14 protein-coding genes are annotated in these 15235 nt (G+C 64.1%); 3 read left to right on the top strand and 11 right to left on the bottom strand.

Features of this window, described 5'->3' with window-relative positions; all coding sequences use genetic code 11:
* Window positions 1-93 precede the first annotated feature (93 nt).
* Window positions 94-423 carry a winged helix-turn-helix transcriptional regulator gene (locus AC3WOB_RS04775; RefSeq protein WP_013396102.1) on the top strand — a complete coding sequence of 110 codons (330 nt, stop codon included), beginning with the start codon at window positions 94-96 and terminating at the stop codon, window positions 421-423.
* A gap of 15 nt (window positions 424-438) precedes the next feature.
* On the opposite strand, the gene fes is transcribed toward AC3WOB_RS04775, so the two are convergent.
* From fes to AC3WOB_RS04725, 10 genes are all read right to left on the bottom strand, one after another.
* A complete protein-coding gene (gene fes, locus AC3WOB_RS04770; protein WP_492274343.1) occupies window positions 439-2046 on the bottom strand; it encodes an enterochelin esterase in 1608 nt (535 codons plus the stop codon).
* Window positions 2047-2088: 42 nt separating this feature from the next.
* The gene (locus AC3WOB_RS04765; protein WP_492274342.1) at window positions 2089-3717 is read right to left on the bottom strand and encodes a PepSY-associated TM helix domain-containing protein; all 1629 of its coding nucleotides are present in this window, start codon (window positions 3715-3717) and stop codon (window positions 2089-2091) included.
* A gap of 15 nt (window positions 3718-3732) precedes the next feature.
* Window positions 3733-4023 carry a hypothetical protein gene (locus AC3WOB_RS04760; RefSeq protein WP_013396105.1) on the bottom strand — a complete coding sequence of 97 codons (291 nt, stop codon included), beginning with the start codon at window positions 4021-4023 and terminating at the stop codon, window positions 3733-3735.
* Window positions 4010-4297: a hypothetical protein gene (locus tag AC3WOB_RS04755; protein WP_492274341.1), complete on the bottom strand. Its 288-nt coding sequence runs from the start codon at window positions 4295-4297 to the stop codon at window positions 4010-4012. Before AC3WOB_RS04755 ends, AC3WOB_RS04760 begins: the two co-directional genes overlap by 14 nt.
* Window positions 4298-4376: 79 nt before the next feature.
* Window positions 4377-6551: a TonB-dependent receptor gene (locus AC3WOB_RS04750; RefSeq protein WP_492274340.1), complete on the bottom strand. Its 2175-nt coding sequence runs from the start codon at window positions 6549-6551 to the stop codon at window positions 4377-4379.
* A 341-nt stretch (window positions 6552-6892) separates the two neighbouring features.
* A complete protein-coding gene (locus AC3WOB_RS04745) occupies window positions 6893-7558 on the bottom strand; it encodes a substrate-binding domain-containing protein (RefSeq protein ID WP_492274339.1) in 666 nt (221 codons plus the stop codon).
* Window positions 7555-8721 carry an acetylornithine deacetylase gene (gene argE, locus AC3WOB_RS04740; RefSeq protein ID WP_492274338.1) on the bottom strand — a complete coding sequence of 389 codons (1167 nt, stop codon included), beginning with the start codon at window positions 8719-8721 and terminating at the stop codon, window positions 7555-7557. The genes AC3WOB_RS04745 and argE overlap by 4 nt, the downstream gene beginning before the upstream one ends.
* Entirely contained in the window at window positions 8718-9686 is a 969-nt protein-coding gene (locus AC3WOB_RS04735; RefSeq protein WP_492274337.1) for a Bug family tripartite tricarboxylate transporter substrate binding protein, read from the bottom strand. The genes argE and AC3WOB_RS04735 overlap by 4 nt, the downstream gene beginning before the upstream one ends.
* A gap of 75 nt (window positions 9687-9761) precedes the next feature.
* Window positions 9762-11369: a thiamine pyrophosphate-binding protein gene (locus tag AC3WOB_RS04730; protein ID WP_492274336.1), complete on the bottom strand. Its 1608-nt coding sequence runs from the start codon at window positions 11367-11369 to the stop codon at window positions 9762-9764.
* Window positions 11370-11435: 66 nt separating this feature from the next.
* On the bottom strand, window positions 11436-12635 hold the full coding sequence (locus AC3WOB_RS04725) for a pyridoxal phosphate-dependent aminotransferase (RefSeq protein ID WP_492274335.1): 1200 nt from the start codon (window positions 12633-12635) through the stop codon (window positions 11436-11438).
* Window positions 12636-12708: 73 nt separating this feature from the next.
* Here AC3WOB_RS04725 and AC3WOB_RS04720 point away from each other — a divergent pair, with 73 nt between their 5' ends.
* Window positions 12709-13608 carry a LysR family transcriptional regulator gene (locus AC3WOB_RS04720; protein WP_492274334.1) on the top strand — a complete coding sequence of 300 codons (900 nt, stop codon included), beginning with the start codon at window positions 12709-12711 and terminating at the stop codon, window positions 13606-13608.
* Window positions 13609-13774: 166 nt separating this feature from the next.
* A complete protein-coding gene (locus AC3WOB_RS04715; protein ID WP_237709943.1) occupies window positions 13775-14410 on the top strand; it encodes a lysozyme inhibitor LprI family protein in 636 nt (211 codons plus the stop codon).
* Window positions 14411-14501: 91 nt separating this feature from the next.
* Here the strand turns inward: AC3WOB_RS04715 and AC3WOB_RS04710 are convergent, their stop codons facing one another.
* Window positions 14502-15182, bottom strand: a complete 681-nt coding sequence (locus AC3WOB_RS04710) for a GntR family transcriptional regulator (RefSeq protein WP_207470672.1) — start codon at window positions 15180-15182, stop codon at window positions 14502-14504.
* Between the last annotated feature and the right edge of the window lie 53 nt (window positions 15183-15235).

Raw genomic sequence — 15235 nt, 5'->3', positions numbered from 1 at the left:
CCGTAGATAAGGGTCACGCTGCGCAGCGGAATGAATTCTACGGATCTGATAGGCTAAGTAAATTACGCACATTTTTGTCACCATGACCCTCCCATGAAAGACCTGGTTTCGCGCTGCCCCATCGAAGAAGCCATGCAGATACTGAGCGGCAGATGGCCGACGCTGCTGATCTACTACCTCAAGGAAGGCACCAAGCGCTTCAGCGACCTGCGCCGCGACAATCCGACCATTTCGCATCGGATGCTGACGCTGGAGTTGCGCAAGCTGGAATTGGCCGGCATCGTCCGGCGCACCGATTTCGACGGTTATCCGCGGCGCGTGGAGTATGACCTCACGCCTTCGGGCAAGACGCTCGTGCCACTGCTGGATGCGCTGGGCGATTGGTGGGATGACAATGGAGCGGCGTCCGAAGACGCCGCCTGAGCAGGCCTATCAGCCCTAAGGCTGGACTTGCCCGCCGCCCTGCTTGCCCGTGCCGATCAAATCCAGCAGCCCATCCGACAAGGTTCCCCGCCAGACCAGGTAATCGTGCCCGCCCGCCACCTCGCGGTGCGTCACCAGATAGCCCTTGGCAAGCAGCACGTCACGCAGATGCCGGTTGGTCTCCAGAATGCCCGGCTGGCCGCCGCGTCCCGATTCGAACAGGCCGGCCCCGAGGAAGAATCGCACCGGCAGCTTGCGCACCGCGACGAATTGCCGCGTCAGCCATTGGTCTTCTTCGCCCGCGGGCGACCACCAATAGGAACCGGACTGGCTGAGCACATTGCCGAACACCTCGGGGTGGCGCAGCGAAGCATAGGCCGACGCCAGACCGCCGTAGCTGGAGCCGCCGATGACGGTACGCGCGGCTGGCGCGCCGATGCCTTGTTTGCGCGCCCACGGCATCAGTTCTTTCGCGAGGAAGTCGGCAAAGTCCGGATTGGGCGGCAACTCCTGGCTGCGGGATTCGGCCGTGGGGTTGTCGATGAGCAGCGCCGCGGTCGGTGGAATGACGCCCGCCGCGATCATGTTGTCCAGGATGGTCGGTGTGGGCACGCGGCCCAGGTAGGCGCCGGCATCGAATAGCACCAGTACATGATTGTTTGCGGCACCGGGCTGCCAACCCGCGGGACGGTACAGGTGGATCTTGCGCGTGTTGCGCATGAGATTGCTGCGCAGCTCCCTGGCCTCGACCGTTCCCCGTGGCACGTCCGCGCGGGCTTCGACCCAGGGCTGCGGCGGCGCTTGCGCCAGCTCCAGCATGGAATAGGTTTGAAACGCGTCGACGCCGCGCTCGGGGTAAGCCTTGGGATTGTGCGGATCGGCCTGCGCCGTGGCCAGGATCGCGCGGCGCCGCGCCATGCCGGAGCCCGGGAGCTCCGGTACATCGGGCGCCAGGCGATATGACAGCCGCGTGGATCGTGGGACGACAAAGCTGGCATGCCATACATCGGAATCGCCCAGGCGCGCCAATTGCGCATGGTCCGACGACGGCCCGCCGAACAGGCGCACGTTGCGCTCGGCGCCACGCCACAGGAACGTGACGCGGTCATGTTGGGCATCGGCGGCTTCGACCAGCGGCGCGCCTTGCTGAGCCACCTCTGCCCAGAAGTCTTCCGTCGTTCCGCCTGCGGTCAGTGTCGCCGCCAGCGCGGCCAGGCGCGGGCTGTCGAGCGCAGGCGCTGGCGCGCGCTGTTCGGCACGGGGCAAACGTTCCGTCACGGCCCACCTGAACACGCCCTGGCCCTGCGCGCGCACCGTGTAAAAGCCGTCCGCCGGCGCCACCAGCATCAGCGCCCCGGCCGGTTTTTCCGGGTCGCTCAGCCGACGCACGTGCTGGCCGTCGCTGTCCAACAGATCCAGGGTCACGCCGGAGTCGGCGGCCCAGGTACCAGCAAGGAATTCGCCTTTTTGCAGCGAAATCCGCTCGTCCACGTGAGCCTCGGGCGTCACGGCGCCTTGCTTGGACTGCGCCGCGGCCATGCCCGGTGTCACGACGGCCATCGAGACCGCCAGCGCCGCCGACGACATCCAATCCCGCCATTCCAATCTGTTCTTTCTACGCATATTCATCCGTTCATTTTTTCATGGCGCATTCGCCGCGATCCGCTATCCCTCGCGCGCAGCGAGCCGTCTCGGCGCCCATGCGCTGTCGGGCTCGCCCCGCCCGATCCTGCGTGCACTGGCCTTTGCCATCCAGGCAAACCCCAGCGCTGCCGCCAATGCCGTCGCATCCACTGCCAGCGCCGCGGCCGACGTGTGCGCCCAAAGCCCGGTGGCGGGCAGCAGGCCGCCCACCAGCGAGGTCGCCGGTATCGCCAGCGTCAACGCTGCCGCCAGCCATAGCAGGTGTACGCACGCTGCCGCGCCCCCGCGCAGGAAAGCCCAGGCCACGCTGGCGAAGAACGCCGCGTAGTACAGCCCCTGGAGCCAGGCATTCAGATCACCTACATGCCCGCTCAACCATTTGGACGCGACCATCATCAAGGAAATGCCGCATACGCATCCCAGGCAGACGCCCACGGTCGCCGATGCCATCAGCCTTGTGTCCAACCGCTGCACCGGAACCTCGCCGGTCTGCCGGTTGCTGCGCTTGCGGCGCGTTTCTATCCACAGCAGGTTGCCGCTATAGAACAGCCATGCGCCCGCCAGTCCCAGCAGGAAATAGAGCCACTGCACCTCCGCGCCCCCGAAGGAAGCCATGTGCAGCGCGAAGAGGCTGCTGACCCAGAGGTTGGGCGCGTCCTGCCCGCCCGGCAGATAATCGCGATTGAGCACCTTCCCGGTGTAAGGGTCGAGCGCCACGAAGCCGCCCCGCGCGCGCGGCGACACCGCACTGTCGTCCTTGCCCCAGACACGCACGATGGCGCGCGGGCCGGTGACTTGCTGATACTGCAACGTGTCGGGCTCGAAGCCCGGCGCCAGGCCGCGCGCCTGAACCAGCAGTTCCCGGGGCGTCAGCATGTCTGCGGGATTCCTGGCCTCGCCACCGGGCGCGTTGCCGCCGGCACGCTGGAAGACGGATTCCAGCTTGCCTTCGTACATCAGCTTATCCTGCAGGTCGTAGATGCCGTCGTGGAACGCGAACACCACGGAGCTCAACGCCATGATGATATGAAATGGCAATGAGACGATGCCCACCACGTTGTGCGCGTCCAGCCACATGCGCTTCAGGTTCTTGCCGACCCGCAGGGCGAAGAAGTCTTTGACCAGCGACGGCAGCAGCACGATCACGCCCGACACCAGGGCGATTGCATAGAGCGATGCGACGATGCCCATGAACCAGCGGTTGGGGTCGCTATCCACGGGCAACCCCACTACGCGGTGGAGCACGTCGATGAACGACATCAGCCCGCTGGGCGAGGACTCCTCCAGCCGCAGTTCGCCGCCCGAATCCAGATAGGCCGCGTAATGGCGGAGCGACGACTCATCATGGTCGTCGGCCTGCCCATCACGCACTTCCCAAGCCATGCGCGCCGGCACGTGCTCGGCATCCTGAAGATGGATGCTGAATCCCTTGGCCACGTCCGGCCGCGCCGCAAGCGTTCTGACGATGAGGCCTGGCGTCTCGTCCAGCGGCACGGGCGCGACGGCTGCGGGCGGCGTTGCCCAACGGGTCAGGGGCTCCTTGAACACCGTCAGCGCGCCGGCATAGAAGGCAATGAAGAGCGCCATGCCTGTCAGGATGCCCGTCCAGGTATGGACCGATTTGTAGATGCGTATGTAGTCGGCTTTCATGGTCGCGGGCCCTCCTCAGATCGCCTTGGCAAGATACAGCCCGCCATAGAGCAGCACGCAGGCGCCGCCCAGCCAGATCCAGGCGCGCAGGCCGCTGGCGAAAAAGTAGACCGTGCTCGCGATGCCGAGCCAGACCGGAGGCACCAGCCACATGGCCAGCTGCGAGCGCGTTGCCAAAGGAATGCCGCCAGTCAATGCGGCAAGCGCCGCGCTTGCGCCCATGGCCAGCGCGAAGCCGAGCAACGCGCCTGCCAGGCTCTTGGATATCCAGTCGCGCCGGATCGGCGCGGGTTTAGCGGGCTTCATGCGTATCGCTTCGGCGCAAGCCTGCCAGCACGCCCAGATAGGGGATCAGGCTAAAGAACAGCATCAGGGCCGTACAGAACACGAACACAGCCGCAACGGCAGAGAATGCGCGCAGGCAGCCCCAGCCGCCCAGCGCCAGCAGCAGAAAGCCCGCGGCGCGGGCGGGCAGAACTGGCCAGGAATCTACGCCCCAACGCTGGTTCGGCGAAGCGCGATAGATGCAGAAGCAGCCCACGAACAGGCTTGCCAGGCTGAGGAGTATCAGGACTTCCATGGTCATCCCTGGATGCAAGGTCCGCTACCTGACCGCCGATTCCTGCTCCGGACCGGCTGTCCGGAACAGGAGTCGGCGTTCAGAAACTGATGCTGGCGGAGGCGGTAACGGTGCGCGCCGGCCCCAGCGTCACGATAGGCGTCGTGTCGCTGAAACTGCCGGCGTAATAGTGCTTGTCGAACACGTTGTTGACGTTCAGGCGCAGCACCACGTCCCGGCCGTTGATCTGCGTGGCGTAGCGGGCGCCCAGGTCCAATTGGCCCCAGCCCGGAATCTGCAGCTTGTTGGCTGCGTCGGCGTATTGGCTCGACGTAGCCTGCACGCGCCCGCTCAGCGTCAGGCCGGGCACCCACGGCGTGTCCCATTCCAGTCCGGTGTTGGCCTGCCAGCGCGGCGCGCCCACCGCGGTGTTGCCGTCATAGCGACCATAGGAAGTCTTGACCTGCGTGCCCTGCGTATAAGTGACGCCGCCCAGCACGCGCACACCTGGAGCCAGCTCGCCGAAGGTATTCCATTCCACGCCACGGACGCGCTTCTCGCCGCCGTCCGCGTACGTCGGCTTGGACGTAGAGCCTTCCGTGACCAGCATGGGCTTGTCGATCTGGAAGAACGCCAAGGTATTGGTAAAGGTGCCAGCGTTCCACTTGACGCCCAGCTCCTGCTGCTTGGTCTTGTAGGGCGCGAACACCTGCCCATAGTTGCTGGCCGTGGTGTCCGTGACGCTATCGCCCTTGCTCAGGCCCTGCACGTAGTTGGCGTACAGCGAAACGTCCGGTCCCCAGGGCTTGACGACGATGGCGAAAGCGGGCGTCACGGCATTCTCGTCGTAGCGCGCGGTCGTCTTGCCCGTCTTGTCGAAATTCGTGGTCTTCACGCGCTGGTTGCGCAGGCCGCCAGTCAGGAGCAGCTTGTCGTCGAAGAAGGACATGGTGTCCACCAGCGCCAGGCTGGACAGCGTGTTCTCGGCGGTCTTGGGTGCGCTGCCGGGTACCGCCGGCATGACCGGCGTGATCGGGTCATAGATATTGGACTTGAAAGTCGATGCCGGCCCGGTGGCCGATCCGTCCTCCAGCTTCAGCAGGGAAGCCTGGAGCACCAGTTCGTGTCGCACGCTGCCCGTGATGAAGCGCGAACGCAGACCAGCATCGGCAGAGGTGGCGTCCGTGTAGGCGCGCTGCCCGATGATCGAACCGGTGAAATTGCCATTGGCGTCGATCTGCCGCGCATGGGTGCCGTTGATCAGGCCCGATTGATGGCTGTCGCGCCTGCCCACGCCGGCGAATGCCGACACGCTGTCATTGAAGCGGTACTCGGCGCGCGCCATGACGGCGTTGCTCTGGATGCTGCCGTAGCCCGTGCTGAACTGGTTGATACGGGGATCGGGCGCGTCGGGCACGACGGAGCCACCGAACCAGAACATGGCGGGCGTGCCGCCCGAGAACGACTCTTGGCTGTGATAAGCGTCTATCGACGCGCTGAAAGCGCTGCTGCGATAGTCCAACCCTGCGGACAGGAACTCGCGCTTTCTGGATTGGCCGTCCAGCGTGGTGGCGCCATCGCTGAAAGAACCGTTGACGCGCGCGCCCCATTCATTGGCCGAGCCGAAACGGCGGCCGGCATCGATGGTCGTGCCCAGTTGGCCGTCGGCCTGCCAGTTCACACCGAAGGTGGCATTGGGGGTGTCTTCCGCGCGCTTGGGCACCAGGTTGATCGTGCCGCCCACGGCGCCGCTGGGCGCCATGCCGCTGAACAAGGCGTTCGGGCCTTTCAACACCTCCACCCGCTCGACGAATTCCAACGAGGTGCGGCCCATGGGCGCCAGTCCATACATGCCATTGATCGCCACATCGTTCTGATTGACGTCGAAGCCCCGGATCCGGAAGTTCTCATAGGCATGTCCGCTCGACGTCGTGAACCGCACCGAAGGGTCGTTCGCCATGACGTCGGCAAGCGTGCGCGCCTGCTGGTTCTGGATCAGCTCGGAGGTATAGCTGGTGACGTTGAAGGGCGTATCCATCACGTCCTGGTTGCCCATCAAACCCAGACGCGCGCCCTGTGCCACCTGCCCTCCGGCGTAAGGCGCAGGTAAATCCTCATCCGACACCGACCCTGCAGTCACGGTGACGGGCTGCAGCGTCGTGGTTTGCGCGGCGGTCTGGGCACTGGCGCCAGCGGGAAGCATCAAGGACAGCGCAACGGCCGGGCTGAAGCATTGGGCGCACAGCGCGATTGTCAACGGAGTTTTCTTGGACACAATTCATCATTCCAATATTTAAATGCGAATGCTTATCAGATGAATTATATATTTGGAAAAAACTCAATGGACCGGAAATCTGCAGGTACGGTTCCGCAATCCGGTCGAATTTTCAGCGCAACTCGATAAAAATCAATGACTTATATTTTTTTGATTGACTTCCTGCGTAGGCAGCCGATCCGAACCCATGCCTCGGCCGCGCCCGGGATCATCAGAAGTCCATCGCGGCCGGCAGCATGAAGAGCCGCAGCGTATTCAACTCCGCGCCGCCCGATCCGTTTGCGACCCGGCAATCCTTGCTGAACAGGTTCTCGACATTGGCGCGCAACACCTGAGCGCGGTCAGGAACCCGGGTTCGTCAGCGCGCCCCAGTCCAGCATTGATGAAAGTGCAGCCGCCTCTGCGCGGCAAAAGTCCAGGAAATCCGCCACTGGCCCAGACAGCCGCACGTCGGGGTTCCTGAGTATTTCAAGCGATATGTTCAACGGCATGCCCTCCGTTTCCAGCGTAGCCAGGGCGTTTCGATGCAGGGCGGGCTGCACGGCGTGGCGCGGCAAAAATGCCAGCAGGTCGCTGCTCTGGACGATAGCTATTACTGCCTGGACCGAACCTAATCCGAGCGCAATATCCAAGGCGCCGACGCCACTCTCGAATCTTCGCCGTACCGCGTCCTGGGCAGTTGCCGACGTCACCAGCCACGCCCATTGGGCTTGGTGGCGCATCATGTCCAGCGATATCGGCGCCACGCCCTGCGCCAAGGGATGCTGCGGCCGCGCGACGACCAGCCACGGTTCTTCTATCCAGCGACGGGCAAGCAATCCAGCCGTCCCGTCGACACCATGCATGAAGCCGACGTCCAGCTCGTTCTCCCGCAAACCGGCACAAATGGCTGCGGGGCTGAGAACCCGCAGCCGTATGGGTACGCCAGGATGTGTTTGGGCCCAACGTACCAACAGCGGCGGCAGCAGGCAGGAGGCAGTCGCCTCTGCCGCGCCTATGCGTATCACGGCCCGCCTGCCAGCAGCCGTTCCAGCACGGATTCGCACGTCCCGAGCTGGCTGCGCAGGATGTACTCATCCGCCGTGTGAGCCTGAGCGATGTCGCCTGGCCCGCAAACCAAGGCCGGAATGCCGGCTTGCTGGTAGAGCCCGCCTTCCGTTGTGTAGGCCACGTGCCCGCCGGCCTGAGCCCCTGCCCGGAACAGGGCCTCCACCAGCATGTCGGTATCCGCCCGAGGCACCAATGCGGGCACCGATGTCCTCCGCATCAGCAGCACCTGCGATTCCGAGACCCTTTGCCGCATCGTCCCCTCAAGCTCCCGGGCGCGCTGATGGATGGGCGCCAATACGGAGTCGGGATCGACGCCTGGCAGGAACCGCAGGTCAAAGTCGAACTCTGCCTCCTCCGGGATCACATTCGACGCATGTCCGGAATGCACGCGGCAGACCGCCATCGTCGAGAACGGCACATAAAAGCCTTCGTCACGCGTTGCAGACTGCAATGCCTCAGCCTGCGCCGCGACTTCTGCCGCCAGGAAGCAAGCCGTCTGCGCGGCATTCACGCCCAGGCCACTCAGTGACGAGTGCTCTGCCCTGCCCCGGATATTGCAGCGCCAGGAATGGCGGCCCTTGTGCGCACGCACCACCTCCATCCGGGTCGGCTCGCCGACGATGCACGCGGACGGCTGAATGCCGTGCTGCCGCAGGTCAGCCAGCAACCCTCGCACGCCTACACAGCCGATCTCTTCGTCGTAGGTCAGCGCGATATGCACGGGCTGGGCCAGCCTGCCGCTGCCCAGGCGCCCCACGGTCGCCAGCACACAGGCGAGAAAGCCCTTCATGTCGCACGTGCCGCGGCCGTAGAGCCGCTCGCCTTCGTCGGTCAGGCGAAACGGATCCCGAGTCCAATCCTGCCCCGCCACCGGCACGACATCCGTATGGCCGGAAAGCAGGATTCCGCCCGCGCCGCCTCCAAGGCTGGCGAACAGGTTGGCGCGCTTGCGGTCCTCGCTGTATGTGTAGCGCACCGCGAAACCGATCTTGCGCAGAAATGATTCCGCCTGCGCCAGCAACTCAAGGTTGGAGTTGCTGCCGGATACGGTGGGCCAGGCGATCAACGATTCCAGCCAGGCTAGCGCTTCGCTGGAACAATCAAGAGATTGATCAGTCAATTGGCCTCCAGGGAAATGTTGCCGGCTTTGGCGACACGACGCCATTTGTCCAGTTCGGACTGGATATCGGCCATGAACGCCTCCGGCATGCCGCCTTGAGGCACCGCGCCCAACTGCGTGATGCGGCTGGCCACCTCCGGATTCTTCAGCGCGGCGGCGGCCGCCTCGCTGACACGTTGCACAAATGCCGCGGGCGTTCCTGCGGGCGCAACCAAGCCGAACCAGGCAGGGTCATTGAGTGCCTGCACACCGACCTGCGCAAAAGTAGGAACGTCCGGCAGCTGCTCCACCCTGCCGGGCCAGGCTACCCCCAGCGCGCGCAAGCGCTTGCCCTGGATATGCGGCAATGACGCGGGCAGGTTGTCGCACAGCACGTCCACGTGGCCCGCGATGGCGTCCTGCAACGCCGGGCCGGCCCCACGGTACGGAATGTGCCGCATGGGCGCGCCCGTGGCCTGGGCAAGCAATTCGCCCATCATGTGCCCCAGCGAGCCCACTCCCGGCGACCCGTAGGTGATGTCGCCGCCGCGCTGCTTGGCCAGTTCGATGAACTCTGCCATGTCCTGCGCTGGCAGGCCCGGATTGATGGAGATCACATTGGGCACCCGAGCCAGGTTGGAGATGGGCGCGAAATCCTTCAACGGGTCGTACGGCGGCTTTGCCAGCACCGCAGGCTGTATCGCATGCGTGCTCACGGTCGCCACCCCCAGCGTAAGCCCGTCGGCGGGCGCGCGCGCCACATAGCCCGCGCCGATCGCGCCGCCGGCACCGGCCCGGTTCTCCACGATCACCGTCATGCCCAACCGTTCCGACATCGCCGGCGCAACAATGCGTGGAATCAGATCGCCAGAGCCTCCTGGCGCGAACGGCACCACGATCCTGACGATGCGGTCCTGGGCCCGCGCCACCACGGGCGCCGCGACCATCGATACAGCACATACCCTGAGAAAACAGCGTCGCTTCATTAGGCATTCCCCTTGGTTTTTTTGAAGCTGGAAGCACTCTCCTGCCTGGTTGCTGCAATCCGTCCCGCGCGTGCCTCAGATCCGGTTGTCGTACGCCTTGCGCGGGATGCGGCAGGAGATGATCGAATACGTCTTTGCCGCCAGGGCCTCGCGTATCGCTCGCGCCAGGCCCGCGCGGTCCTGCACGTCGAAGCCCAGGCCACCCATGCTCCTGGCCACGGCCGCAAAGTCCGTCCCGGGGAAATCCACCCCCAGGTTTGGCTGCCCGGTGCCGCGCTGCTTGATCTCGATGAGCGACAGGGATTCGTCCGCGAACACGAAGACAATGACCGGAGTCTTGGCGTCCCGGGCGGTCGCCAACTCGCCCAGTGTCATCTCCAGGCAGGCATCGCCCGTGAAGACCGCCACGGGGCGTTCGGGCTCCGCCAGCTTGGCGCCTATGCCCAGGGGCAAGGAGCAACCCATGGTGCAAAGACCCGACGACTGCATCAAGGTGCGCGGCTCGTAGCACTGCCAGGTCTGGGACAGCAGGATGCGGTGCGCGCCGCTGTCGACCGACGCCACGGTATTGGCCGGCATTTCCGCGCGCGCGACATCCACGATGGCGCCGGGGCCCCATTCTTCGTCGACGCGGTAGATGCTCGCCAGCGCACGCTTGATGGCCCTGACCTCGTCGTCCTGCCATTCCGATGCGGTGCGCAAGCCGTCGGCCAACACCTCCACCCCGCATTTGATGTCGCCCACGAAGCTGATCGCCGACTGGTGCATGTAATGCGTATTGCGGTTCGAGGACAGCTCGATCACGTGCGCGCCGTCTTCCCAGATGTTGCGCCAGCCCACCCGCATTTCGATCGGGTCATAGCCCAGCAACAGCACCACATCCGCCTCTTTGATCAGCGGCAGCACGATGCTGTCGGCCTTCGGCGAAAGGCCCATGCCGCCCACGGCCATATCGTCACGCTCGTCGATGATGCCCTTGGCCTTGTACGTGGTGATCAGCGGGATCCGGTGCTTCTGCACCAGCGCGCGGACCTGCTCCTCCGCCCGATGATGCAGGGCCTCCACGCCGGCAATGATGACGGGGCGCTTGGCATTGCCCAACCACGACCGTGCCAATTCGAGCTGCTCGGTATGCGCGGGAACGGCCGGGGCCGGCTGGACGCGCCGGGCGCCCCTGGCCACAGCGGCCTCGGCGATGGCCACGCTGATCGGCACGTCGACATGAACCGGTCCGGGGGGATCGTCCATTGCTATGGCCAATGCCTTGTCCATGATGGCCTCTGCATTGCCCGGCGTCATGCGCAACGAGGCCTTGGTGATCGGCCGCATCAGGGCGGCATGGTCGAACACCTGATGGGTATAGGTGGCGGCTTCGTCCTCGTCGACGCAGCCGGTCAGGAAGATCATGGGCACGCGGTCCTGCAGCGCATTGGCCACCACGTTCACCGCATTGGCCACGCCAGGCCCCAAGGTGGCGACCAGCACGCCCGGCGCGCCAGTGCGGTGGAACACTCCCTCCGCCATGAAGCCGCCGGAGTTCTCATGCTTGACCAGAGTGAATTTGACCCCCGCTTCGTCCAGTCCACGCATGACGGACAGGACCTCGCCGCCAGGAATCCCGAATGCGTGGCGGCACCCTGCTTCGTACAGGCGTTTACCGATGATCTGCGAAACCGTGGACATGCAACATTCCCCTTTAGGAAGGCTTTGATACGAGTGCTTGAAAAATGGCGGCGGCAAACGCCGCGGCTATTGAAGATTGCCCAGGGAGGCGGCCATGCGGGCGGCTGCGATCTGCAGGTTTTGATCGGAAGTCGCGTACGAAAGGCGCATGAATCCCGGCATGCCGAAACCCGAACCCGGCACGGCAGCCACGCCCGCGCCCAGCAGGTATGACGCCAGCGCAACGTCATCCTCCAGACGTAGGCCGGCAGGCGTCTTGCGACCGATGAAACCGCGTACGTCGGGAAACAGGTAAAACGCGCCTTCCGGCCGCGGCGTCGCCAGGCCATCGATTTGCGCGAACTGCGCCAGCAGGTAATCGCGGCGTTGCTGGAAGATGCCGCAGCGGCGGCGCACCTCGTCCTGCGGACCCGCGAGCGCGGCGGCTGCGGCCGCCTGCGACACCGAGGACGTGTGGGAGTTGATTTGCATCTGCACTTTCGTCATCGCATCGATCAAGAACCTGGGACCGCAGGCATAGCCCACGCGCCAGCCCGTCATCGAGTAAGCCTTGGACACGCCGTTGACGGTCAGGATCCGATGCGCGAGATCCGGCGCGACCTGTGCGAACGTGACGAAAGTCCTGCCGTCAAAGAGTATGTGTTCATAGATGTCGTCGACCATGATCAGGAAGTCCTGATTGCGGCTCGCCCGGATGACGGCGGCGAACTGCTCCAGCTGCGATTGCGCATAGGCGGTGCCGCTGGGGTTGCTGGGCGAGTTCAGGACCAGCCATTTGGTCTTCGTCGTGATGGCAGCCTCGAGCGCCTGCGGATGCAGCGCGTAGGCCTCGTCCGGCGTCGTCGCCAAGGGGCGCAGCACGCCGCCATTCATCGACACGATATCGCTGTAGGACGCCCAATACGGCGCCGGGATCATCACCTCGTCGCCAGGCGACAAGGTGGCCAGGAAAGCCTGATAGATCACCTGCTTGCCGCCACAAGCCACATTGATCTGCGCCGGCGTGCATTCGATGCCGTTGTCCCTGCGGAACTTCTCGACGATCGCCTCGCGCAACAATGGGGTGCCGTTGATCGGCGTGTAGCGCGTCTGGCCGCCGGCGATGGCGCGCGCCGCGGCCTCGCAGATATGGGCAGGCGTCGGGAAATCGGGTTCGCCCAGCGTCATGTCGATGACGCTGCGGCCCTGTTGAATGGCTTGGCGGGTCTGCTCTGCCATGACCTGGATGGGTGAGGAACGCAGAGTGGAAACGAGTGGCGAGAGCATGGACTTTTTCCGGTGGCAACGGGAATAAGTCTAGAATTCAAAGAATTCAACAACAATTGAATTTGAATTCAATATGACATCTCCACTTGGACCCAATGCGCCAACCTTGCGTCAACTGGAGCTATTCCTGTCGCTCGCTGCGTCGGACGGCATCGCCAGCGGCGGCTCCAAGATAGGCATGACGCCGTCCACCACCAGCCACGTACTGCGTGCGCTCGAAACCACGCTGGGCACAGACCTGATTGATCGCAATGCTCCGCAGCTGGAACTCACCCATGCCGGGCAGCAGATACTGCCTCATGTGCGCGACCTGTTTGCCGCGATGCATCTCATCCAGGCAACGGCGGGCGCAAGCGCGGGCCTCAACAGCGGGATGCTTCGGTTGGGATCGTTTGGCCTGAGTTCCTCGTTGCAGCTACTTCCGCCGCTGCTGCAACGTTTTCGGCAGCTCTACCCCGGAATCGATGTACGGGTCTTCGAGAAAGCCGATGGCGAGATCGAACAGGACTTGATCGAGCGCCGACTGGAGATCGGCGTCGTCACCCTGCCGAAAAGCAATTTCGACACCCTCCAATTGGCCGAGGACGAATTGGTTGCCGTGCTGCCGGAAGGACATGCGCTGGCTGCGGCGCCATCCATCGATATCCGCCACCTGGGCCGCCACCCCTTGATCCTGACCCACGCCGGATCACAAAGCCTGGTCGCCAAAATGTTCGCGCGATCCGAAACCACGCCGAAGATTTCGCATGAACTGACCCAGATGCTGTCGATTCTGGCGTTCGTACAGAAGGGCGAAGGAATATCGGTAGTGGCATCGCTCGCACTGCCGGACACCTATCCCGGCGTGGTCTACCGCCCTTTGCTGCCCAAGACGGCACGGCGCGTCGGACTGGCATGCCTGAACGAGAACCGCCTGTCTCCCGCGGCAGCAGCGTTCTGGAAACAGGCCAAGACCAGCCAGAGGAAGAAATAGCCCACGACGCGGCACGGACGGTCACCCAGGCGGCAAACAGCGCCAACAACGTCCGCACCGGTAAACTGCGCCGTTATCTCGGCGCCTGCGGGCTGCCCGAACCTGCACACAACCTGGAGCACTACACACGATGATCCGTCATCTGGTCTTTGCAGCATCGTTGGCCATGGCAGGCAGCGCCGCGGCTGCCCCCTCTTTCAACTGCGCCAAAGCCACGTCTCCGGTCGAAAAAGCCATTTGCGCGCACCCGGCGCTGGCTGACCAGGACGCGGCCATCGCGCAGCAGTACAAGGCTGTGCGTGCCAAGCTCGACGCCGAGGCGGTCAAATCGCTGACCTCCGATCAACGTTATTTCCTGAGCGTGCGGGACAACATCTATGCCGAGCCCTTTACGGGAAGCACTCCCGTCAAAGAGATCGGCACCAGCATGCGCTACCGTCTGGATTTTCTGAAGGCCATCAATCCCCAGCCGGCTGCCGGCTTCGTCGGCAAGTGGAAGAACCTCGAGGGTGAAATTGAAATCACCCGAACCGCCGACGGCCAATTGTTCGTGGCGGCCAACTCGGCCCAGCCCTACAACGGCCGCTGGGTCTGCGATCTGAGCGGCAAGGCGGTCGCCTCCGGCGACAGCCTGATCGTCAGCTATCAGGACGGGCCGCCCTGGACCCTGGATCTGACGCGCCGCGGCGCCGTGCTGATGGTGCGTGAAACGCCGCCCGCCGGTGTGGCCAACGACGGCTTCGGCCCGCCATTCTGCGGCATGAATGGCAGCCTGGAGGGGGCTTGGTTCGCGGTGCGCTGAGCAGAGGGGTATTGGGCATGTTGAATGGACTTCGTTCCGCTCAATAGAAAGCGGCGTGGTCCCATCACTCCACGCTCAACAGCCGAAGCTCTCACGCGTGGTTGATCAATGCAGCCGCGTCGAAAAGATTCGCTAAATAAGTAAGGGCTTCGGAAATGTCGGTCTCTATCAATTGCCGCGCCTTGCCACCGTCTCGCTTGCGCAAAGCATCGCATAGCTCATATCGCCATCCTGCGCGCACTTGTTGCACCATGCGGATGAAATCTGGATGCAACAGCCGGATGTAAGGACCGGTCTGCAGCCACAGCATTTCGATGTGCCGCACGAGTACGGGCATTTCGCTAGCCCGGTAAAGAGCGACCTGAAACTCGGCCACCTTTTGCGTGTCCTTTGCGATATCGCCCGAATGCCGGGCGGCCTCAACCTCGCCTGCCAACCGCTCCAGCACCTTGATGTCCGCCGCCGTCGCGTTCGCAGCGGCGCGTTCAGCAGCCAGGCCTTCCAACGAAAGGCGGATGTCCCGTAACTCCAGCACCCGTGCCTTCGACAATATGGGCACACGCACGGAGCGGCTGTGCTCCTGCGTCAGCACGCCTTCCGCAATGAGGCGATGCAGCGCCTCTCGAACCGGGGTCAGACTGACCTCGAATTCCGACGCGAGTTGCCGCAGCAGCAGTTTTTCCCCGGGCGCGAAACGCCCGCAGATCAGAGACCCACGAATGCCTTGATAGACGCTCTCGCGCATAGCTGTTTCTGGGGTTGCTTCGGACATGACACGCTGCATGACGGAGTTGAATGTGACATAAAACAGGGCCAATTCTCCCA

Source organism: Achromobacter sp. FW305-C-30-7 (assembly GCF_058783105.1).
Note: the sequence above shows the minus strand (reverse complement) of the source record. Positions and strands in the feature narration are given on the sequence as shown.